Here is a 19,566-nt window from a genome sequence, read left to right on the forward strand (position 1 = left end):
CCCACCCTGCCAACCCGCAGAAGAGCCAGCTTTTGCCGTTGCTCCAGCTGTTGCTCTGGCCTCTGTGGGTGCCGGGCGGCAGCCCGGCCACAGAACCCTTTTACGGCAGCGGCGGCAGCAGGCCCGCACCCAGCCGGTTCCAGGCGTTGATCACCGCAATGCCCATGCTCAGGTCACTGATGCCCTTCTCGTCGAAGTGCGGTGCCAACGCATCGAACGCCGCCTGCGACGGCGCACCGTCGGTCAGCCGGGTCAGTGCCTCGGCCCAGCCCAGCGCCGCGCGTTCGCGGGCATCGAAGAAGCGGCTTTCGTGCCAGGCGGGCAGGGTGTCCAGCTTGCGTGGCTCGATGCCGCCCTTGCGCAGCGTGGTGGCGTGCATGTCCATGCAGTAGCCGCAGCCATTGAGCTGGGAAACACGCAGGAACAGCAGCTCCATCAACGTCGGGTCGATCGAGCTTTCGTGCACCGCCTTGCTGGTGGCCAGCAGGCCCTTGAAGGCCTCGGCGGCCAGGCGGGTGTAGGGGACGCGGGGAGAGGTGTGGTCGGACATTTTCGGCTCCACGGCGGCCACGATGGCCGCCTTTCATTACAAGGACGCCGTGCCGTCACCGCGCGTGACAACGATCGGCAACTTTTCCGGATTCAGCACGCTGTACACATTGGCGATGCGGCCATCGACCACTTCGATGGTGGTGACCGAGTGCAGCCGATCGCCATGGAAGCGCAGGATCGCCGGTTCGCCGTTGACGTAACCCAGCTGCGCCGGGTGCGCGGCACCACGGCGGGCGATCGCCCAGAACAGGCGGCCGATGCGCTCGGCGCCAAGCAGCGGGCGGATTGCTGCGGTAACCACGCCGCCACCGTCGGAGACCAGCTGCGCGTTGGCGTGCAGCAGGGCCTGGATCGCTTCGCTGTCGCCGCGCTGCGAGGCGTCCATGAAGCGCGCCAGCAGCTGCCGGTGCTGGCTGGCATCGGCATTGAAGCGTGGGCGCCCGGATTGCAGGCGCTGCCGGGCCCGATGCACCAGCTGCCGGCAGTTGGCTTCGCTGTGGCCGATCAGGTCGGCGATTTCGCGGTAGTCGTGGTCGAACGCCTCCTTCAGCAGGAAAGCGGCGCGCTCTTCAGGGCCCAGCTGCTCAAGCAGGGTCAGGAAGGCGACCGAGACATCGTCGGCCAGCGCGTGCAGCTGGGCCGGGCCGGGCGCCGGGTCGGGCTCCAGCGTGACCGCCAGCGGCTCGGCCAGCCACGGGCCGACGTAGTGCACGCGCTCGCGCTTGGCCGCGCGCAGCCGGTCCAGGCCAAGCCGGGTGGTGGTGGTGACCAGCCAGGCTTCGGGGTCGCGGACGGCCGCCGGGTCGACGCCGGACCAGCGCAGCCAGGCATCCTGGACGACGTCTTCGGCGTCGGCGCGGCTGCCGAGCAGGCGGTAGGCCAGGGCCATCAGGCGCGGGCGGTGGGTCTGGAAAGCGGTTTCAGCGTTCATGTGGGCAAGGACGCCGCAGTGGCGCATGGCGTGACAGAGGGCTTGCGCGGATAGTGCCGGCCGGCGGCCGGCACTACCACCCCGCGGCCGGGGGAGGGGGTAAAATGGGCGGATTACCCCCGCCAGCCTCGAGCAAGCGAGCAAGACGTGACATCGATCAAGCAGGAAGACCTCATCCAGTCCATCGCCGACGCGCTGCAGTACATCTCGTACTACCACCCGGTCGACTACATCAAGAACCTTGCCGCCGCCTACGAGCGCGAGGAGTCGCCGGCCGCGAAGGAGGCGATGGCGCAGATCCTGATCAATTCGCGCATGTGCGCCGAAGGCCACCGTCCGATCTGCCAGGACACCGGCATCGTCACCGTGTTCCTGGAAATCGGCATGGACGTGCGTTGGGATGACGCCACCATGGGCGTGGAAGACATGGCCAATGAAGGCGTTCGCCGCGCCTACATGCACCCGGACAACAAGCTGCGCGCCTCGGTGCTGGCTGATCCGGCCGGCAAGCGGATCAATACCAAGGACAACACCCCGGGCGTGGTCAACGTCAAGGTGGTGCCGGGCAACAAGGTCGACGTCATCGTTGCCGCCAAAGGCGGTGGTTCGGAAGCGAAGACCAAGTTCGCCATGCTCAACCCGTCCGACTCCATCGTCGACTGGGTGCTGAAGACCGTGCCGACCATGGGCGCCGGCTGGTGCCCGCCGGGCATGCTCGGCATCGGCATCGGTGGCACCGCCGAAAAGGCGATGCTGCTGGCCAAGGAAGCGCTGATGGAGCCGATCGACATCACCGAGTTGCAGGCCCGTGGTGCCTCCAACCGCATCGAGGAGCTGCGCCTGGAGTTGTATGAGAAGGTCAATGCGCTGGGCATCGGCGCGCAGGGCCTGGGCGGCCTGACCACTGTGCTGGACATCAAGATCAACGACTATCCGACCCATGCGGCCAACCTGCCGGTGGCGATGATCCCGAACTGCGCGGCCACCCGCCACGCGCACTTCACCCTGGACGGCAGCGGCCCGGTGATGCTGGACCCGCCGTCGCTGGAAGACTGGCCGAAGCTGACCTACGATTCGTCCAAGGGCACCCGCGTGGACCTGGACACGATCACGCCGGAGGACGTGGCCAGCTGGAAGCCGGGCCAGACCCTGCTGCTCAACGGCAAGCTGCTGACCGGCCGTGACGCCGCGCACAAGCGCATGGTCGACATGCTCAACAAGGGCGAGGAACTGCCGGTCGACCTGAAGGGGCGTTTCATCTACTACGTGGGCCCGGTTGATCCGGTGCGCGACGAAGTGGTGGGCCCGGCCGGCCCGACCACGGCGACCCGTATGGACAAGTTCACCGAGCAGGTGCTGGCGCAGACCGGCCTGCTGGGTATGGTCGGCAAGGCCGAGCGCGGCCCGGCCGCCATCGAGGCGATCAAGAAGCACAAGTCGGCCTACCTGATGGCGGTCGGCGGTTCGGCCTACCTCGTGTCCAAGGCGATCAAGGCGGCCAAGGTGGTCGGTTTCGCTGATCTGGGCATGGAAGCGATCTACGAGTTCACCGTGCAGGACATGCCGGTGACCGTGGCAGTGGATTCCACTGGCGAATCGGTACACAAGACCGGCCCGCGCGAATGGCAGGCCCGCATCGGCAAGATTCCGGTGGTGGTGGAGTAAGTCTTCCGCTTCCGTTTCAGGCAACGGCGCCCGCGTGGCGCCGTTGTTGTGTGCAGCCTGCCCGCGCGCGGCCTGCTCTGCCAACGTACTGGCCGGCGTACTGGAAGGGAGTCCATCGTGCTGCAGTGGTCGCGTGTTTTCGTGTTGCTGGTCGCTACGCTGGCGTGCAGCGCCTGCGGGCCACGTTATTTCGTCGAGCCACCCACCCACGAAGCGGGGAAGATCTGCGCGTCGGTCTGCGAGAGCCAGAAGGCGACGTGCGACTTCCACAACCGCGCCCGTGCCGAATCGGATCAGCGGAGCTGCGAAAGCGAGAAGAGCCGGATCATCAGCCGTTGCAGTGGTATCGCCGACGACAAGCAGCGGCACAACTGCGAAGGGGGCAACGGTGCCGGCAACTACTGCGGTCCCCCGGCGCTTCCTTCATGCAGTGCCCCGTACGCCCAGTGCCTGCTCTCCTGCGGCGGTACCGTGAATGACGTCCGCACCGACACCGGTATTCCCGTGTACTGATCGCGGCACGCGTAGGTGCCTGCACGAGTAACCGTAGTCTGCTAGGGTCGGCACTCCCCTGCACTGGATGTGCCCATGCGCCTGCATCGATCCGTCGCGGCTGTGTTCCTGCTGGTCCTGGCCGGCTGCAGCACAATGTCATCCTATGAAGGTGCGGATTTCTCCGCCTCCTCGCAGTGCCGCATGCAGTGCCAGGCCGACTATCGCAGCTGCATGGCGCGGGGCAGCACCGGCAACAGTGCCTTCAGCTGCGAGCAGCAGGCGGTGCCTGCGCCGGACAAGCGCTGCAAGGACGTTGCCAACCCCGAACTGCGCCGTGCCTGCGAACTGAAGGCGCATGACTGCACGATGCGCGCGCCGATGATGTCCTGTGGCGAACGCCGGGATTCCTGCATGAGCAGCTGCGGCTGAGCAACGATCGCGCGCGCGGGCGCATAATCGGCGGATCCACCTGCACAGGATCTTCCGCATGAGCACCACGCTGTATGGTTCGACCAGTACTGCCGCCCTCGTGGTGCATTGGCTGTTGATCGAGCTGGGCATCGAGCACGAGTTGGTGCTGCTGGATTTCGACGCGCGCGAGCACAAGTCGGCGGAGTACCTGGCGCTGAATCCGGCCGGTGTGGTGCCGACGCTGCTGATCGATGGCTTGGTACTGACCGAAGCGGCGGCCATTGCGTTGTACCTGGCTGATCGCCATCCGGACGCCAACCTGCTGCCCCCGGTGGGTACGCCACAGCGTGCCGAGGCCTACCGATGGATGTTCTGGTGTGCCAATACGCTGCAGCCCGCCTATCGCGCCTGGTTCTACCCGCATGAAATGGCGGGGGAGGCGAATATCGAGGCGAGCCGCGAGATGGCCCGTCAGCGCCTTGAAGCGGCCTGGCAGCATGTCGCCACGCACCTGCAGGTGCATGGTCCCTACCTGCTGGGCGCCACGCCCTGCGTGGTCGACTACATGCTGGTGATGCTGATGCGCTGGTCGCGCGGCATGCCGAAGCCCAGCGACACCTGGCCGGTGCTGAAGGCGCATGCCACGTCGATGAAGGCGCGCCCGGCGTTCGCCGAGGTGTATCGCCGCGAGGGCATCACCGACTGGCGATAACCAAAAAAGGGGACGGAGGGAATTAAGTCGTTTGTGCACAAACGACTTAATTCCCTCCGTCCCCTTTTTCGGGCTAGAGGATCTCCAGCACCGTTTCCGGCGGGCGGCACAGCCGTGTGCCCTTGGGCGTGCGCACCACGGGGCGGTTGATCAGGCGCGGGTGTTCGGCCATCGAGGCCAGCAGCGTGGCCTCGTCCGCATCTTCCAGGCCCAGTTCGGCGAACTGCGATTCCTTGCTGCGCACCAGATCACGCGCGCTCAATCCGGATTCGGCCAGCACCTGGCGCAGTGTGGCCACATCGGGGGGATTGCCGAGGTACTCGATCACCTCCGGCTCGAAGCCCGCATCGCGGATCAGCTTCAGGGCGCCGCGCGAATTGCTGCAGGCCGGGTTATGCCAGATCGTCACGTCCATCAGAACCACTCCAGCAGCGACACGCCCACACCCACGTAGGTGGCTTTGTGGTTGTAGTCGATCAGGCTTTCGCCGTAGCCGTCGAAGATCTGCACATGGCCGCGCAGCAGGTTGCTGATCGGGAAGCCGTAATCCAGCTGCAGGGCGCCGTGCGAGCGGCTGCCGGTGCGCAGCGAATGACGCGCCATCAGCGAGACTTCATGGCCGTTGCGGTTCCAGGTCAGGGTCGCGTCACCGCGGCCCATGTAGTCCTCGATGTCCGGATTGTTGTCGTCGCTGCGGGTCTCGGGAATGCGGTACCACGGACGCAGCACCAGTGCCCAGTTCTCACGGTCCAGGCCGATGTTGAGCATCACCCGGTTCCAGCTGCGCGACAGCGGATCAGCGCGGCCGTTGGACTGATGGTTCAGTGCGATGCCGGTCATGCGCCCGCGCCAGCCACCGATCGAGTAGCCGTTGCGGAATACCATCATCACTTCCGGCTCGTAATTGGTTTCGCGGAACGGGCGCGAATCCTCGCCGTTGTAGGCCTGCCAGCGCGAGCTCTGGGTGTAGCCGGCCCAGATATCGCCGTTGTCGCCGAACAGGTTCTCGGCGATCTTGGTCTTGAAGCTGATCTGGAACTTCAGTTCGGCACTGTCGAGCACCTGCGGGGTGGTGACCGTGTTGGCCGGGTTCGGCGAATGCGGCGTGGTGTTGCGGTCGCTGGTCCAGAACGCCGGCAGCAGGTATACCGGCTTGTAGGCACGCAGCTGGAACGGGCCCAGCTTGGAGTCCTCGGCCAGCTCCCAGCGGCTGTCCAGCAGCGAACCGCGTCCGGCGTTGGCCAGCGCGCTGTCCGGTGCTGCCGGACGGAACAGGTCGCTGACCCGTTCGCGCAGTTTCTCTTCGCCCTGGCTCACGCGTGCGGTCTGGCGCTCTTCGCGACGGGCCTGCGCGGCCGCCTCGGCAGCGGCGTCGGCAGCCGCCGTGGCCTGCGGGGTGTGCGCGAACAGGCGGTCATAGCAGGCCAGGCGCGCGGCGTCGGTGGTGATGGCGGCACACGCCGCCGGCGAAGTGTCGGTGCTGGGCACGAATTCCTGCGCGGCCAGCGGCGCACTGGCCAGGGCCAGCGCCAGCGGAGCGAGGCGGGGAAGCAGCGGGGGGAGGGTCATTCCAGCAGGCCCTTCGGTGAATACGGGAATCGCACAGTGTGGCGGCTGTACCGGATCGCGGCCAGCCCCTACGGTTTATGCACGGCCACTGCGTGCGTGTAGCGTGAAGGCTGCACCGGTCACAGGAACCAGGCGAAGGCGAACAGCCCCAGCATCGCGATCACCACCGCCAGCTTCAGCGCCAGGCCGAGCAGGATGCCGAGCCAGGTGGCCAGGCCGACCTTGGTCGAGCGGCCCAGCTCGCGGGTGTGCCAGTACTCGCCGAGCAGGGCGCCGATCAACGGGCCGGCGAACAGGCCGATCGGCATGAAGAACAGGCCGACGATGCTGCCGAGGAACGTGCCCCATAGCGCCTTCCGGCTGGCGCCCACCCGTTGTGCGCCCACCACTGTGGCCAGCACGTCCGCCAGCAGCGAGAGCACGGTCAGTACACCCAGTGCGACCAGGGTTGGCCAGCCCACATGGGCGAAGCCGTCGGCCCAGGCCGCCAGCAGCAGTCCGATGAATACCAGCGGGATGCCGGGGAGGGCTGGCAGGATGATCCCGGCGACGCCGAGGAGGACAAAAATGACCGCTAGCAGATATAAGATGAATGAGAGTCCCATGCTGTCCCGTATGGTGGCCGTTTTGGGGTTGACAGTGAAAGATTTTGCCAGTTGCTTTTTCGTTTTGGGCGGGTTAAGTTGCAGTCGCTGAGCTTGGCAAGGTCACCGTGGATCGTGGCCTGATGAAGCAAGATCTTCCCGATCCGCTGCATCGATGCACCTCGCTTCCCCCTTGCTTGTCAGCCGCCCACCAGGCGTTTCCAACAACAAGAGAGAGTCAAAGGGAGTTAGTGAGATGGCTGATCGCGAGACCGGTACCGTAAAGTGGTTCAATGATGCGAAGGGCTTCGGCTTCATCAGCCGGCAGAATGGCGAGGACGTGTTCGTGCACTTCCGCGCCATCGAGACCCAGGGCTTCAAGAGCCTCAAGGAAGGCCAGACTGTGAGCTTCGAAGTCGTGCAGGGCCAGAAGGGTCTGCAGGCTGACAAGGTGCAGCCGGTGTAATGCCCGCCGCCTGTCGGCATGAAAAAGGCCCGCGCAAGCGGGCCTTTTTCGTTGCGCATGGCCCGGTGCGGGTCAGCGCAGGATGACCTTGCCGTTGACCACGCGCACGTAGGTGTTTTCGCGGATGCCGCCGAGGTCACGCTGGTTGACCACGATGGTGCGGCCATCGTCCATGCGCACGCTGATGTCGTAGGTGTCGCTGGTCACGTTCTTCTGGATCTGGTTGCCGGCCAGCGCGCCACCGACTGCGCCCGCAGCGGCGGCGATGTTCTTGTTGCCACGGCTGCCACCGGTGTGGTCGGAGATCTCGTGGCCGGCCACGGCGCCGACGATGCCGCCCAGGATCGCGCCGGTCGCGCTGGGGGCGGTACGGCCGGACTGCACGGTATTGATGCGGGTGACGATGCCGCAGTCAGCGCAGCGGCCCTGGTTGTAACCGCCGTTGTTGCCGTAGCCGCCATTGTTGTAGCCGTTGTTGTAACCACCACCGCCGTAGCCAGGCGAGGTGGCACAGCCTGCCAGGGCGAGGGTAGCGATGGCGCTGGCGGCAATGAGCTGGATCTTCATGGGGCGTCTCCTGGCCGTGAAGGCGGGTGTCTGGGGTGGTACTGCGTCATGCAGCAGGGTGGACGAATCGTCTCCTTTCGAACGTGAACGACGCGCCAACCGTGCGTGCCTTGCCCGGCTGCAGGATGAATGCGGCTCAGCGGAAGTCCTGGTGGCAGGCGCGGCAGTCGGCCTGCACGGTTTCCACCACTTGGGCGAGGGCCGTGCAGTCGCTGGGCGGCGCGGCCAGGGCGGCGTTGAGGTTGCCACGCAGCTGGCTGGCGTGCTGCTGGAACTGCGCGTTGTCCTTCAGCCCGGGAAAGGCCAGATCGAGGTCGTTGGACAGCAGGCGCAGGGCCTGCAGGCGCGGCACGCTGTCGGCCAGGCTGCAGCGGTTCTGCTGCTGGGCCTGCTGCAGCAGCTGCGATTGCCGTTGCATCACCTGCATCAGGCTGTCCGGGAACGGGTCGCGGCGCGCCTGCAGGGCGCGGCCCACCATCACCGTGGCGATCAGGCCGATCAACAGTCCCAGGCCGAGCACGAACAGATAGCGGTAGGCGGTGGACGGGCGGCGGGGTGGGCTGGCGTTCATGGCGGGCTCTCCGGGCGTGCAACGGTGGGTTCGATGCCGGCGCGCTGCAGGCGCTGGCGCCTGCACGTTAAAATAGCGGGATGAATGAACAGGTCAAACAACGCTTCGCCGGCATCGAACGGCTGTATGGCGTGGGTGCGCTCGAGCGCCTGCAGGGTAGCCGCGTGGCGGTGGTGGGCATGGGCGGCGTCGGCTCATGGGTGGTGGAAGCGCTGGCCCGCTCGGCGGTGGGCCACCTGACCCTGATCGATGCCGATGACATCTGCGTCTCCAACACCAACCGGCAGCTGCCGGCGATGGAAGGCAACTACGGCCGCAACAAGGCCGAGGCGATGGCCGAGCGCTGCCGCGCGATCAATCCGGACATCGAGGTCGATGCCGTGCAGGCGTTCCTGACCGTGTCGAACATGGCGGAGCTGCTGGACCGTGGCTTCGATCTGGTGATCGATGCCTGCGACAGCTTCCGGGTCAAGGTCGAGACGATTGCCTGGTGCCGTCGCCGCAAGCTGCCGCTGCTGACCGTCGGTGCCGCCGGTGGCCGTACCGACCCGACCCTGGTGCGCATCCGCGACGTCTCGCGCACCGAGCACGACGCCATGCTGGCGCTGATCCGCAAGAAGCTGCGCAGCGAGTTCAATTTCCCGAAGAACGCCAAGCGCTATTTCGGTGTGCCGGCAGTGTATTCGCTGGAGAACGTGAAGTATCCGCAGGCTGATGGCAGCGTCTGTGGCATCCGCCCGAACCTCGGCGCCGATGCGGCGTTGAAGCTGGACTGCGGCGCCGGCCTGGGTGCGGCGACCCATATCACTGGCGCGTTCGCGTTCGCGGCGGTGGGCAAGGCGCTGGAAATGCTGCTGGAGCCGAAGAAAGTGAAGGCCGAAGCGGTAGAGGCCAGCGAGGTGTGATGGATCGTGCCGGCCAGCGGCCGGCACCTACCGTTACATTGCCGGCAGCGCGAACAGGCGTCGTGCATTCTCCGTCGTGGCCTGGGCCACTGCGTCCAGCTCCATCCCGCGCAGCGTGGCCACGTGGCGGGCGATGACCCCCAGCCGTGCCGGTTCGTTGCGCTGGCCGCGGATGCCGGCGTCAGGCTGGTCGGGCGCGTCGGTCTCCAGCAGCAGCTGTTCCAGCGGCATGTCGCGCACCAGCCGCTGCAGGCGCTGCGCGCGTTCGTAGGTCAACGGGCCGCCGAGCCCGAGCAGGAAGCCCTGCCGGTGCAGTTGTGCCGCCTGTTCCGGACTGCCGGAAAAGCTGTGCACCACGCCGCGCAGGCCGCCGATGCGACGGATCGCGGCGATCACCACGTCCACCGCGCGCCGCGCATGCACGATCACCGGCAGCTCGAACTCACGGGCCAGTTGCAGCTGGCCGATGAAGTACGCCTGCTGCGTCTCGGCATCCAGGCCTTCGACAAAGAAGTCCAGGCCGCATTCGCCGATCGCGCAGGGGCGTTCGCGCTCGATCCACTCGCGCAGCAGCGGCAGGTGGCCGGGCCGGTGCTCGGACAGGAACATCGGGTGCAGGCCGTAGGCCGGGTACAGCCCCGGCGCCTGCTGGCAGACCTCGCGCAGCTTCGGCCAGCTGGCCGCGGTCACCGCCGGCACCACCTGCAGGCGCACGCCAGCGGCCTGCGCGCGTGCGATCACGGCGGCGCGGTCACTGTCGAACTCGCCGGCATCGAGGTGGCAGTGGCTGTCGACCAGCAGGCTCAACGCTGTTCCAGCGACGGCGGCGCCGTGGCGGTGTTGCGGCTTTTCCAGTTGGCCAGCAGCAGGGTGCCGAAGCCGAGCACCAGTTCATCGACGAACGGGATCGGGTCGGGGATGAACAGGGTCAGCACGAACAGGCCTGCGGTGAGCTTGAACAGGGTGGGGTAGCGTAGCCGGCGCGCCCATTGCAGTACCGGCAGCAGCATCGGGTTGGCCATGGCGGGGGTCCTCCTGGGGAATATGCAAACGCTACCACGGGCCCAGCATTTCCCGATGCTGAATGGGTTACGGGAATGAGCAGGAAATGTGGAGATTCCGTTCAGGCAGCGCATGCTGCAATCTGGTCCGAGAACGTTGCGGATGGTCCGCAAGGAGCAGGTCATGAAAAGCACAACTACAACTGTCCTGGTCGCAGCGGGCGCGCTGCTGGTCGGTGGTATCGCCACCGCCGCCTTCATGAAGAGCGGCGACACGTCGCCTGATTCCATCAGCGCCGGAACCCCCAATGGCGAATCGCGCCTGGTCGATGGCAACGCCACTGACGATGGCGCGCGTGGTGACACGCTCGACCCGTCGGCACCGCGTGGGCTGGAATATGCCGATGTGCTGAAGGTCGACCCGATCACCGAAAAGCAGAAGGCCTACGCCACCGTGATCGGCACCGATGCGGTGCGCGAGACCTCCACGACCCAGACCCCGCATGAAGTCTGCCAGGACGTGACCGTGCAGGAGCGCCTGCCGGAGCGTGACGGCAACGTCGGCGGCACCGTGGTCGGCGCGGTGGTCGGCGGCCTGCTCGGCAACCAGGTTGGCGGTGGTAACGGCAAGAAGGCCGCGACCGCGGCCGGTGCCGTGGCCGGTGGCTTCATCGGCAACCAGATCGACAAGCGCCATGTGGGTGGCCGCGTGGTCAACCGCACCGAGCGCCAGTGCCACACCGAGACCGCGACCTCCGAGTCGAGCCGCGTCACCGGCTATAACGTGACCTACCGCAACGAGGACGGCACCACCGGCACCATGCGCATGGCCAGCAAGCCGGGCAACCGCATTGCCATGGGCACCAACGACGTGGTGAAGGGCTACAACGTGACCTACCGCTACGACGGCGCCGAGAAGACCGTGCGCATGGACAACAAGCCGGCCAGCGATCGCCTGCCGGTGGTCGATGGCCAGCTGGTCACGCAGACCGCTGCTGCCGGCGCCACTGCGGCCACGCGCCAGTAATCCAGAACACCCTGCTGTACCCGACGGGCCGGCTCATGCCGGCCCGTTCTTTTGTGAGCGCGGGCATTCATCCGTGTGGACGCGGAATCCACCATCATGGTGGCCCCTTCGACATGGAGTCGGCATGAGCATCTTCGACCTGCGCATCGAAACAGAGCGCCTGATCCTGCGCCCGCTGCTGCGCGAGGACTACGAACCTTACCTGGCGTTCTGCGCCGACGAGGAAACGATGCGCACCCTCGGTGGCGTGCAGCCGCCTTCGGTGGCCTGGCGTGGCTTCTGCAGCCTGGCTGGCGCCTGGCAGCTGTTCGGCTTCTCGATGTTCAGCGTGATCGAGAAATCCAGCGGCGACTGGATCGGGCGCATGGGTCCCTGGCAACCGCAGGACTGGCCCGGTACCGAGGTCGGCTGGGGCATCCGCCATGCCAGCTGGGGCAGGGGCTATGCGCCGGAAGCTGCGGTCGCCGCGATCGACTGGGCGTTCGACACGCTCGGGTGGGATGAGGTGATCCACACCATCGCCGAGAACAACGACAACTCGCGGGCGGTCGCGCGCAAGCTCGGCAGCACGATGCTGCGCATGGGGGAGCTGCCAGCGCCGTACAACGACAAGCCGATGCAGATCTGGGGCCAGTCGCGCGAGCAGTGGCGGCAGCGCCGTTAACGGTTGTAGAGCCGAGCCCACGCTCGGCTGCCGTTCGCCAAATGCAGCCGAGCATGGGCTCGGCTCTACAGATTGTCCGCATGCTGCACCCGCGCTTGGCATTCACCGGCGTGCTTGCCAGACTGCACGCAGCCGGCCGCCGGCCGGACGTGATGGAGCAGGCAATGGTGGAAGAGCGCGTCCCGCTGACGGTGCATGGCATGTCGGTCTCGGGCAATTGCCACAAGGTCCGCCTGCTGCTGGAGCAGCTCGGCAGCCGTTACCGCTGGGTGGAAGTGGACAGTGCCCACGGCCAGACCCATACCCCGGAATTCCTGGCGCTCAACCCGAATGCCAAGGTGCCGCTGATCGTCCGCGACGATGGCCGCGTGCTGACCGAATCCAACGCGATCCTGTTCTGGCTGGCCGAAGGCACGCCGTACCTGCCCACTGATGGCTGGGAGCGCGCGCAGGCGTTGAGCTGGATGTTCTTCGAGCAGTACACGCACGAGCCGTGCGTGGCAGTGGCGCGCTTCATCCGCGGCTGGACCGCGCCCGAATCGCCGCGCCGCGCCGAACTGCCACGCCTGCACGAGCGCGCCGCCACCGCGCTGGCGGTGATGGAGCAGCACCTGCGCCAGGCGCAATGGTTCACCGGCAGCGGATACGGCATCGCCGATATCGCCCTGTTTGCCTATACCGATGTGGCGGGCGAGGGCGGTATCAGCCTGGAGCCGTTCCCGGAAGTTCGCGCCTGGCTGCAGCGCGTGCGTGAGCAGCCGCGCTTCCTGCCGATGCCGGCGGTGACCGCCGAAGTGCGCTCGCGATTCGAGGCCGCGTGACTCTCACCAGGGTGACTCCCACAGGGTAGCGCCGGGCCATGCCCGGCCGAATGCAACAACGACACGGAGGGTGTTCGATGTTCGCTGTGGTTCCAGATCCAATTCCCGCACGCATGCGCGTGCTCAACCGCGCCGAAGTGTGCGACGTCAACTTCCTCGATGCGGTGCGTGGCTGGCGCGGCACCCCGCGTCCGCGCCCGGCACCGGATGCGCCGATCCTGTCGGGCAGCACGCTCACCGCCGCTGCTTTCGGCGAGCTGTTCGACTCGCAGCTGGCCAGCCGCCAGCTGGACCTGATGGCACGCGTGCTGCGCGTGCAGAACAAGGTCTTCTACACCATCGGTTCCTCCGGCCATGAAGGCAATGCGCTGCTGGCGCGGGCCTGCCGGCATACCGATCCCGCCTTCCTGCACTATCGCTCCGGTGCCTTCATGGCCGAGCGTTCACGCCAGGTGCCGGGTATCGACCCGCTGCGCGATGCCGCGCTGTCCTTCGCCGCCAGCGCGGATGATCCGGCCAGCGGTGGCCGCCACAAGGTGTGGGGCAGCAAGCCATTGTGGGTGCTGCCGCAGACCTCGACGATTGCTTCGCACCTGCCGAAGGCGCTGGGCACCGCGCTGGCCATCGAGAGCGGCAAGCGGTTGGGGCAGGCGCTGCCGGTTCCCACCGATAGCATCGTGCTGTGCTCGTTCGGGGATGCCTCGGCCAACCATGCCACCGCGCAGACCGCGTTCAATACCGCGATGTGGTCGGCCTACCAGAAGCTGCCGGCGCCGATCCTGTTCGTCTGCGAGGACAACGGGCTGGGCATTTCGGTGAAGACGCCGGACGGCTGGATTGCCGAGCGCTTCAGCCGGCAGCCGGGGCTCGACTATTTCTTCGCCGATGGCCTGGACCTGGCCACCGGGCATGCCCAGGTGCAGGCCGCGGTGGAACATTGCCGGCGCACGCGGCGGCCGACCTTCCTGCATCTGCGTACCACGCGCCTGATGGGCCATGCCGGCACCGACTTTGAAGTGGAATGGCGCGCGCTGCCGGAGCTGTGCGCGGCCGAGGCGCAGGATCCGCTGCTGCGCTCGGCGCAGATCGCGATGGAATCGGGCTGGATGGATGCAGCCGCCATCGAAGTGGCCTACGAAACGATGCGCGCGCGCTGCATGGCGGCGGCCGCCGACGCCGAAGGCCACCCGACGCTGCAGTCGCTGCAGGACGTGATGGCGCCGCTGGCGCCGTACACACCGGCGGCGGTGCAGGCTGAAGCGCGGCGCGAGGTGCCCGCCGAGATGCGCGAAGCGCTGTATGGCGGTGCGGAGACCCTGCCTGAGCGGCAGGCGCCACGGCACCTCGCCATCCAGATCAACCACGGCCTGCAGGAACTGCTGGCGAAGTATCCGCAGAGCCTGTTGTTCGGCGAGGACGTCGCGCAGAAGGGCGGTGTCTACACCGTCACCAAGGATCTGCTGCGCCGCTTCGGCCCACGCCGGGTGTTCAACACCCTGCTGGACGAGACCATGATCCTGGGCATGGCGCAGGGCCTGGCCAACATGGGCATGCTGCCGATTCCGGAGATCCAGTACCTGGCCTACCTGCACAACGCCATCGACCAGGTGCGCGGCGAAGCGTGTTCGTTGCAGTTCTTCTCCAATGACCAGTACCGCAATCCGATGCTGGTGCGGGTGGCCGGGCTGGGCTACCAGAAGGGCTTCGGTGGCCACTTCCACAACGACAATTCAATCACGGCGCTGCGCGACATTCCCGGCCTGGTGGTCGGTTGCCCGTCGCGTGGCGACGATGCGGTGATGATGCTGCGCACGCTGGCGGCGCTGGCCCGGGTGGATGGACGTGTGGCGGTGTTCCTGGAGCCCATTGCACTGTACATGAGCAAGGACCTGCATGAGCCGGGCGATGGCCAGTGGCTGTTCGACTACCCGGACCAGGGCCAGGCGCTGGTACCGGGTGAAGGCCGGGTCTATGCGCCGGAGGCAGGCGACCTGGTGGTCTACACCTATGGCAACGGCGTGCCGATGGCGCTGCGCGCGGCGCGGGCGATCGAGCAGCAGCTGGGCTGGCAGGTGCGGGTGGTCGACCTGCGCTGGCTGGTGCCGCTGGATGCCGGCTTCATCGCCAGCCAGGCCGCCAGTGCACGGCGGGTACTGGTGCTGGACGAGGGCCGCCACAGTGGCGGGGTGGGCGAGGGCGTGGTCACGGCACTGGTCGAGGCCGGTTTCGGCCACCTGCCGCTGCGCCGGGTCTGCGGTGCCGATACCTATACCCCGCTGGCGGGGGCAGCAATGTTCGGGCTTCCAAGCGACAATGCGGTGATTGGCGCCGCCCTTGAACTGGCGCAGGAACCTTGATGCATGTGTGGATTGGCGGGAATGTTGTTGCCGGCGCCTGTGGCGTCGGCCGAAGTGCTGCAGGCGCAGGTTCTGGCCATGGGCGAGGCGCTTCACCACCGCGGGCCGGATGATGGCGGCAGCTGGGCCGATGCCGGGGCAGGCATCGCGCTGGCGCACCGTCGGCTGAGCATTCTCGACCTGTCGCCGCTGGGCCACCAGCCGATGGCCTCATCCGATGGTCGCTACGTGATGGCCTACAACGGCGAGGTCTACAACTTCGCCGCCCTGCGTGCCGAACTGGAGCCGCTGGGGTATGCCTTCCGTGGCCACTCCGACACCGAGGTGCTGCTGGCAGCGATCCTGCAGTGGGGCATCGAGGACACCCTGCAGCGCTGCAACGGCATGTTCGCCATCGCGCTGTGGGACCGCCAGCAGCAGTGCCTGTGGCTGGCCCGCGATCGTGTTGGCAAGAAGCCGCTGTACTACGGCTGGGCCGGTGACACCCTGGTGTTCGGTTCCGAACTGAAGGCGCTGTGGCAGCACCCGGCCTTCGACAACGACATCGATCGCGACGCACTGACCCTGTTGCTGCGGTTGGACTACATTCCGGCCCCGCACAGCATCCACCAGCGCTGCTACAAGCTGATGCCGGGGCGCGTGCTGCGCCTGGATGCCGAAGCCGTCGCGGCGGGGGCATCGGCGCACCGCCCGGAGCAGGCGCAGCGCCCCTACTGGGATGCGCGAGCACGCATGCAGGCGGCGCTGGCTGCGCCGTTCCAGGGCCGCATCGAGGAGGCCGAGGAACAGCTGGACGGGCTGCTGCGCGACGCAGTGGCGCTGCGCATGGTGGCCGACGTGCCGGTGGGCGTGTTCCTGTCCGGCGGCACCGATTCATCGCTGGTGGCCGCGCTGATGCAGGCACAGAGCGGTCAGCCGGTGCACAGCTTCAGTATCGGCTTCACCGGTTCGGGCCACGACGAGGCGCCGCTGGCCAAGGAACTGGCCGCGCATCTGGGCTGTGACCACACCGAACTCTACGTCAGCGGTGCCGATGCACTGGCGGTGGTGCCGCAGTTGCCGGCGATGTTCGACGAACCCTTCGCTGATGCCTCGCAGGTGCCGACCGCGCTGGTCGCCCGCTTGGCGCGGCAGGGCGTAACCGTCGCGCTGTCCGGCGATGGTGGTGACGAGCTGTTCTTCGGCTATACCCGCTATGTGCGAGCGCTGCGCAACTGGCAGATGCTGGGCCGCGTGCCGGGGCCGCTGCGGCGCTGGATGGGCGCGCGCTCCCAGCAGCAGGGCGAGGCCTCGCGTACCGGCGGCCTGGCCGCGCTGTTGGCCGAGTCCGGCGCGCGTGGCATCGGTGACGTGTACCGCAACCGCATCTCGCGCTGGCGCGACCCGACGGCGGCAGTGCCGGGCGCACAGGCTGCCGGCAGCTTCTACGACCTGGCCGATCCGTTGCACGGCGCCGGCACACCGGCCGACGCGATGATGCTGGCCGATTACGTGACCTACCTGCCGGATGACCTGCTGTGCAAGGTCGACCGCACCTCGATGGCAGTCAGCCTGGAGGCACGCGCGCCGCTGCTGGACTGGCGCGTGGCCGAGTTCGCCTGGTCGCTGCCGCTGGGCTTCAAGCGCAGCGAAACCACCAGCAAGGTGCTGCTCAAGCGCGTGCTGGGTCGTTATGTGCCGCAGTCGATGGTGCACCGGCCCAAGCGTGGCTTTGGCGCGCCGGTCAGTGACTGGCTGAAGGGCGACCTGCGGCCATGGGCCGAAGACCTGCTGCAGCCGGCGCGGCTGGAGCGGGAGGGCGTGCTGTCAGCGGCCGCGGTACAGCCGCTGTGGCAGCAGTTCCTCGGCGGCCAGCGCAAGTGGCATACCCATCTGTGGAACGTGCTGATGTTCCAGGCCTGGCAGGCACATTGGCGGCAGGTGCGCGCGGGCGTCACGGGCGGCTGATCTTCACCGGTCTGCAAGGGCCCGGCGACTAGGCTGGGTCTCCCGCACCATGAGGAGTATGTCCCGATGTCCGTCCCCACCATCGCCGTGTTCGTCGGCAGCCTGCGCAAGGAGTCCTGCAACCGCAGGCTGGCCCATGCGCTGGAGAAGATCGCCGGCGACCGTGCACGCTTCCAGTACGTGCAGATCGGTGATCTGCCGCTGTACGACCAGGATTTCGATGGCCAGTACCCGCCGCAGGGCACCCGGCTGAAGGATCAGGTGCGCGCCGCCGACGCGGTGCTGTTCGTGACCCCCGAGTACAACCGGTCGGTGCCGGGCGTGCTGAAGAACGCCATCGACATCGGCTCGCGCCCCTACGGTGACAGCGCGTTTGCCGGCAAGCCGGCGGCGGTGATCGGCGCCTCCATCGGCCAGATCGGTACCGCCGTGGCCCAGCAGCACCTTCGCAACAGCCTGGCCTTCCTGGACATGCACGTGCTCGGCCAACCCGAGGCGTTCATCCATTTCAAGGACGGCCTGATCGATGCCGACGGCACGGTCCACAACGAAGGCACGCAGAAGTTCCTGCAAGGCTATGTGGACCGGTTCCTGGCGCTGATCGCGGTTCACGTCAAAGGCGATTGACGCCAGCGGTTGCCACCCCCATCTGCGATAATGCCCGCTCGGGTGCCGCAACGGCGCCCGTCGCAGGCAGTGCGACGCCCCCACGCCAATCTGGCCAGGCACCGGCGGATATCCCCCGTTTCTCCACGGCTTATCCACAGGCTTGTCCATGGCCGCCGGGGTCGGCGCATGCCTACACTCGTCCGGCCCACTTTTGCAGGAAACACCGCAGCATGTCCGCTCGCCCCGGCTTCCGTTCCAACCGCAGAGAGCGCGGTGATGGCTTCGATCGCGATCGCGACGAATCGCGCATCGACCAGTTGCGGGTACCGCCCCATTCGGTGGAAGCCGAGCAGGCGGTGCTGGGTGGCCTGATGCTGGCTCCGGAGGCCTATGACCGGGTCAATGACCAGCTGACCGAAGGCGATTTCTACCGCCGCGACCACCAGATGATCTACCGCGCGATCCGTGAGCTGTCCGAGCGCGAGCGGCCGTTCGATGCGGTGACCCTGGGCGAGTGGTTCGAATCGCAGGGCAAGATGGAACTGGTGGGCGATGGTGCCTATCTGATCGAGCTGGCCAGTACCACGCCGTCGGCGGCCAACATCGTGGCCTACGCCGAGATCGTGCGTGACAAGGCAGTGCTGCGGCAGCTGATCCAGGTGGGCACGGACATCGTCAACGATGGTTTCCAGCCCGAGGGCCGTGAGAGCAGCGAGCTGCTGGCATCGGCGGAAAAGAGCGTGTTCGCCATCGCCGAACAGGGCGCACGCGGCCGTACCGATTTTGTGGCGATGCCCGGTGCACTGAAGGATGCCTTCGAAGAGCTGCGCAGCCGCTTCGAGAACGGCGGCAACATCACCGGCCTGCCGACCGGCTACAACGATTTCGATGCGATGACCTCCGGCCTGCAGCCGACCGACCTGATCATCCTGGCTGCGCGCCCGGCCATGGGCAAGACCACCTTCGCGCTGAACATCGCCGAGTACGCGGCGATCAAGTCGAAGAAGGGCGTGGCGGTGTTCTCGATGGAAATGTCGGCATCGCAGCTGGCGATGCGCCTGATTTCCTCCAATGGCCGCATCAACGCGCAGCGCCTGCGTACCGGCCAGCTGGAGGACGAGGACTGGAGCCGCGTCACCAGCGCGATCAAGATGCTGAAGGAAACCAAGATCTTCATCGACGATACGCCGGGCGTGTCGCCGGAGGTGCTGCGTTCCAAGTGCCGCCGCCTCAAGCGCGAGCATGACCTGGGCCTGGTGGTGATCGACTACCTGCAGCTGATGAGCGTGCCGGGCAACAGTGAAAACCGCGCGACCGAAATCTCGGAGATCTCGCGTTCGCTGAAGGGCCTGGCCAAGGAACTGCACGTGCCGGTGATCGCGCTGTCGCAGCTCAACCGCTCGCTGGAAACACGCACCGACAAGCGCCCGGTGATGGCCGACCTTCGCGAATCGGGCGCAATCGAGCAGGATGCGGACATGATCGTCTTCATCTACCGCGACGATTACTACAACAAGGAAAATTCGCCGGACAAGGGCCTGGCCGAGATCATCATCGGCAAGCACCGTGGTGGCCCGACCGGTTCGTGCAAGCTGAAGTTCTTCGGCGAATACACCCGCTTCGACAACCTGGCCCACGATTCGGTCGGCTCGTTCGAGTAACAGGCGTGCCGGCCGCTGGCCGGCAATCTCCTCCTGGCCGGCAAACCATTC

General features: G+C 66.9%; 22 protein-coding genes. 13 read left to right on the plus strand and 9 right to left on the minus strand.

Features of this window, described 5'->3' with window-relative positions; translation table 11 throughout:
• Positions 1-100: 100 nt before the first annotated feature.
• Positions 101-550 (minus strand): carboxymuconolactone decarboxylase family protein, encoded by a 450-nt coding sequence (locus AC5P8D_RS01190; protein ID WP_054172155.1) that lies wholly within the window; start codon positions 548-550, stop codon positions 101-103.
• 36 nt (positions 551-586) lie between these two features.
• Positions 587-1,483: an RNA polymerase sigma-70 factor gene (locus AC5P8D_RS01195; RefSeq protein ID WP_495203005.1), complete on the minus strand. Its 897-nt coding sequence runs from the start codon at positions 1,481-1,483 to the stop codon at positions 587-589.
• Positions 1,484-1,630: 147 nt separating this feature from the next.
• On the opposite strand from AC5P8D_RS01195, the gene AC5P8D_RS01200 reads away from it, so the two are divergent.
• The 4 genes from AC5P8D_RS01200 (at position 1,631) to AC5P8D_RS01215 (ending at position 4,766) form a co-directional block, all read left to right on the plus strand.
• The gene (locus tag AC5P8D_RS01200) at positions 1,631-3,148 is read left to right on the plus strand and encodes a fumarate hydratase (RefSeq protein ID WP_143994008.1); all 1,518 of its coding nucleotides are present in this window, start codon (positions 1,631-1,633) and stop codon (positions 3,146-3,148) included.
• A gap of 117 nt (positions 3,149-3,265) precedes the next feature.
• Entirely contained in the window at positions 3,266-3,661 is a 396-nt protein-coding gene (locus AC5P8D_RS01205) for a hypothetical protein (protein ID WP_010486790.1), read from the plus strand.
• Between the two features lie 75 nt (positions 3,662-3,736).
• Positions 3,737-4,072, plus strand: a complete 336-nt coding sequence (locus AC5P8D_RS01210) for a hypothetical protein (RefSeq protein WP_143994009.1) — start codon at positions 3,737-3,739, stop codon at positions 4,070-4,072.
• Positions 4,073-4,130: 58 nt separating this feature from the next.
• On the plus strand, positions 4,131-4,766 hold the full coding sequence (locus AC5P8D_RS01215; protein WP_057504161.1) for a glutathione S-transferase family protein: 636 nt from the start codon (positions 4,131-4,133) through the stop codon (positions 4,764-4,766).
• A gap of 73 nt (positions 4,767-4,839) precedes the next feature.
• Here the strand turns inward: AC5P8D_RS01215 and arsC are convergent, their stop codons facing one another.
• The 3 genes from arsC to AC5P8D_RS01230 form a co-directional block, all read right to left on the minus strand.
• The gene (arsC, locus tag AC5P8D_RS01220; protein WP_019337377.1) at positions 4,840-5,181 is read right to left on the minus strand and encodes an arsenate reductase (glutaredoxin); all 342 of its coding nucleotides are present in this window, start codon (positions 5,179-5,181) and stop codon (positions 4,840-4,842) included.
• Positions 5,181-6,335, minus strand: coding sequence for a phospholipase A (locus AC5P8D_RS01225; protein ID WP_019337376.1), 1,155 nt, complete (start codon positions 6,333-6,335; stop codon positions 5,181-5,183). Before AC5P8D_RS01225 ends, arsC begins: the two co-directional genes overlap by 1 nt.
• Before the next feature lie 119 nt (positions 6,336-6,454).
• A complete protein-coding gene (locus tag AC5P8D_RS01230) occupies positions 6,455-6,940 on the minus strand; it encodes a DUF456 domain-containing protein (protein WP_329759221.1) in 486 nt (161 codons plus the stop codon).
• A gap of 235 nt (positions 6,941-7,175) precedes the next feature.
• Here AC5P8D_RS01230 and AC5P8D_RS01235 point away from each other — a divergent pair, with 235 nt between their 5' ends.
• The gene (locus AC5P8D_RS01235) at positions 7,176-7,385 is read left to right on the plus strand and encodes a cold-shock protein (RefSeq protein WP_010486802.1); all 210 of its coding nucleotides are present in this window, start codon (positions 7,176-7,178) and stop codon (positions 7,383-7,385) included.
• 72 nt (positions 7,386-7,457) lie between these two features.
• Here the strand turns inward: AC5P8D_RS01235 and AC5P8D_RS01240 are convergent, their stop codons facing one another.
• Together AC5P8D_RS01240 and AC5P8D_RS01245 are read right to left on the minus strand one after the other, a co-directional pair.
• On the minus strand, positions 7,458-7,952 hold the full coding sequence (locus AC5P8D_RS01240; RefSeq protein ID WP_010486804.1) for a glycine zipper 2TM domain-containing protein: 495 nt from the start codon (positions 7,950-7,952) through the stop codon (positions 7,458-7,460).
• Positions 7,953-8,088: 136 nt separating this feature from the next.
• Positions 8,089-8,523 (minus strand): cytochrome c, encoded by a 435-nt coding sequence (locus AC5P8D_RS01245; RefSeq protein ID WP_043401586.1) that lies wholly within the window; start codon positions 8,521-8,523, stop codon positions 8,089-8,091.
• An 80-nt stretch (positions 8,524-8,603) separates the two neighbouring features.
• Here AC5P8D_RS01245 and AC5P8D_RS01250 point away from each other — a divergent pair, with 80 nt between their 5' ends.
• Entirely contained in the window at positions 8,604-9,428 is an 825-nt protein-coding gene (locus tag AC5P8D_RS01250; RefSeq protein ID WP_010486808.1) for a tRNA threonylcarbamoyladenosine dehydratase, read from the plus strand.
• Positions 9,429-9,461: 33 nt separating this feature from the next.
• Here AC5P8D_RS01250 and AC5P8D_RS01255 read toward each other — a convergent pair whose 3' ends face one another.
• Together AC5P8D_RS01255 and AC5P8D_RS01260 are read right to left on the minus strand one after the other, a co-directional pair.
• Positions 9,462-10,235 carry a TatD family hydrolase gene (locus AC5P8D_RS01255; protein ID WP_049453106.1) on the minus strand — a complete coding sequence of 258 codons (774 nt, stop codon included), beginning with the start codon at positions 10,233-10,235 and terminating at the stop codon, positions 9,462-9,464.
• Entirely contained in the window at positions 10,232-10,450 is a 219-nt protein-coding gene (locus tag AC5P8D_RS01260; protein WP_010486812.1) for a DUF6116 family protein, read from the minus strand. Before AC5P8D_RS01260 ends, AC5P8D_RS01255 begins: the two co-directional genes overlap by 4 nt.
• A 163-nt stretch (positions 10,451-10,613) precedes the next feature.
• Between AC5P8D_RS01260 and AC5P8D_RS01265 the strand changes: the two genes are divergently transcribed.
• From AC5P8D_RS01265 to AC5P8D_RS01295, 7 genes are all read left to right on the plus strand, one after another.
• Positions 10,614-11,456, plus strand: a complete 843-nt coding sequence (locus tag AC5P8D_RS01265; protein ID WP_100447141.1) for a glycine zipper 2TM domain-containing protein — start codon at positions 10,614-10,616, stop codon at positions 11,454-11,456.
• Positions 11,457-11,580: 124 nt separating this feature from the next.
• On the plus strand, positions 11,581-12,120 hold the full coding sequence (locus AC5P8D_RS01270) for a GNAT family N-acetyltransferase (RefSeq protein ID WP_010486816.1): 540 nt from the start codon (positions 11,581-11,583) through the stop codon (positions 12,118-12,120).
• Between the two features lie 164 nt (positions 12,121-12,284).
• The gene (locus AC5P8D_RS01275) at positions 12,285-12,941 is read left to right on the plus strand and encodes a glutathione S-transferase family protein (protein ID WP_043401620.1); all 657 of its coding nucleotides are present in this window, start codon (positions 12,285-12,287) and stop codon (positions 12,939-12,941) included.
• A 77-nt stretch (positions 12,942-13,018) separates the two neighbouring features.
• Positions 13,019-15,298: a thiamine pyrophosphate-dependent enzyme gene (locus AC5P8D_RS01280; RefSeq protein WP_495203006.1), complete on the plus strand. Its 2,280-nt coding sequence runs from the start codon at positions 13,019-13,021 to the stop codon at positions 15,296-15,298.
• A gap of 3 nt (positions 15,299-15,301) precedes the next feature.
• On the plus strand, positions 15,302-17,245 hold the full coding sequence (asnB, locus tag AC5P8D_RS01285; RefSeq protein WP_495203007.1) for an asparagine synthase (glutamine-hydrolyzing): 1,944 nt from the start codon (positions 15,302-15,304) through the stop codon (positions 17,243-17,245).
• A gap of 66 nt (positions 17,246-17,311) precedes the next feature.
• Positions 17,312-17,872, plus strand: a complete 561-nt coding sequence (locus AC5P8D_RS01290; protein ID WP_053443285.1) for an NADPH-dependent FMN reductase — start codon at positions 17,312-17,314, stop codon at positions 17,870-17,872.
• A 212-nt stretch (positions 17,873-18,084) separates the two neighbouring features.
• Complete coding sequence (locus AC5P8D_RS01295) at positions 18,085-19,515, plus strand: replicative DNA helicase (protein WP_010486827.1); 1,431 nt, start codon at positions 18,085-18,087, stop codon at positions 19,513-19,515.
• Positions 19,516-19,566: the final 51 nt, after the last annotated feature.

This window comes from Stenotrophomonas sp. YJH_SMC_101-4 (assembly GCF_059370395.1).

Excerpts from the sequence above, each read along its gene's own strand:
- AC5P8D_RS01190 (WP_054172155.1), bottom strand. The coding sequence starts at position 550 with ATGTCCGACCACACCTCTCCCCGCGTCCCCTACACCCGCCTGGCCGCC.
- AC5P8D_RS01195 (WP_495203005.1), bottom strand. The coding sequence starts at position 1,483 with ATGAACGCTGAAACCGCTTTCCAGACCCACCGCCCGCGCCTGATGGCC.
- AC5P8D_RS01210 (WP_143994009.1), top strand. The coding sequence starts at position 3,737 with ATGCGCCTGCATCGATCCGTCGCGGCTGTGTTCCTGCTGGTCCTGGCC.
- AC5P8D_RS01215 (WP_057504161.1), top strand. The coding sequence starts at position 4,131 with ATGAGCACCACGCTGTATGGTTCGACCAGTACTGCCGCCCTCGTGGTG.
- arsC (WP_019337377.1), bottom strand. The coding sequence starts at position 5,181 with ATGGACGTGACGATCTGGCATAACCCGGCCTGCAGCAATTCGCGCGGC.
- AC5P8D_RS01225 (WP_019337376.1), bottom strand. The coding sequence starts at position 6,335 with ATGACCCTCCCCCCGCTGCTTCCCCGCCTCGCTCCGCTGGCGCTGGCC.
- AC5P8D_RS01230 (WP_329759221.1), bottom strand. The coding sequence starts at position 6,940 with ATGGGACTCTCATTCATCTTATATCTGCTAGCGGTCATTTTTGTCCTC.
- AC5P8D_RS01235 (WP_010486802.1), top strand. The coding sequence starts at position 7,176 with ATGGCTGATCGCGAGACCGGTACCGTAAAGTGGTTCAATGATGCGAAG.
- AC5P8D_RS01240 (WP_010486804.1), bottom strand. The coding sequence starts at position 7,952 with ATGAAGATCCAGCTCATTGCCGCCAGCGCCATCGCTACCCTCGCCCTG.
- AC5P8D_RS01245 (WP_043401586.1), bottom strand. The coding sequence starts at position 8,523 with ATGAACGCCAGCCCACCCCGCCGCCCGTCCACCGCCTACCGCTATCTG.
- AC5P8D_RS01250 (WP_010486808.1), top strand. The coding sequence starts at position 8,604 with ATGAATGAACAGGTCAAACAACGCTTCGCCGGCATCGAACGGCTGTAT.
- AC5P8D_RS01260 (WP_010486812.1), bottom strand. The coding sequence starts at position 10,450 with ATGGCCAACCCGATGCTGCTGCCGGTACTGCAATGGGCGCGCCGGCTA.
- AC5P8D_RS01265 (WP_100447141.1), top strand. The coding sequence starts at position 10,614 with ATGAAAAGCACAACTACAACTGTCCTGGTCGCAGCGGGCGCGCTGCTG.
- AC5P8D_RS01270 (WP_010486816.1), top strand. The coding sequence starts at position 11,581 with ATGAGCATCTTCGACCTGCGCATCGAAACAGAGCGCCTGATCCTGCGC.
- AC5P8D_RS01275 (WP_043401620.1), top strand. The coding sequence starts at position 12,285 with ATGGTGGAAGAGCGCGTCCCGCTGACGGTGCATGGCATGTCGGTCTCG.
- AC5P8D_RS01280 (WP_495203006.1), top strand. The coding sequence starts at position 13,019 with ATGTTCGCTGTGGTTCCAGATCCAATTCCCGCACGCATGCGCGTGCTC.
- asnB (WP_495203007.1), top strand. The coding sequence starts at position 15,302 with ATGTGTGGATTGGCGGGAATGTTGTTGCCGGCGCCTGTGGCGTCGGCC.
- AC5P8D_RS01290 (WP_053443285.1), top strand. The coding sequence starts at position 17,312 with ATGTCCGTCCCCACCATCGCCGTGTTCGTCGGCAGCCTGCGCAAGGAG.
- AC5P8D_RS01295 (WP_010486827.1), top strand. The coding sequence starts at position 18,085 with ATGTCCGCTCGCCCCGGCTTCCGTTCCAACCGCAGAGAGCGCGGTGAT.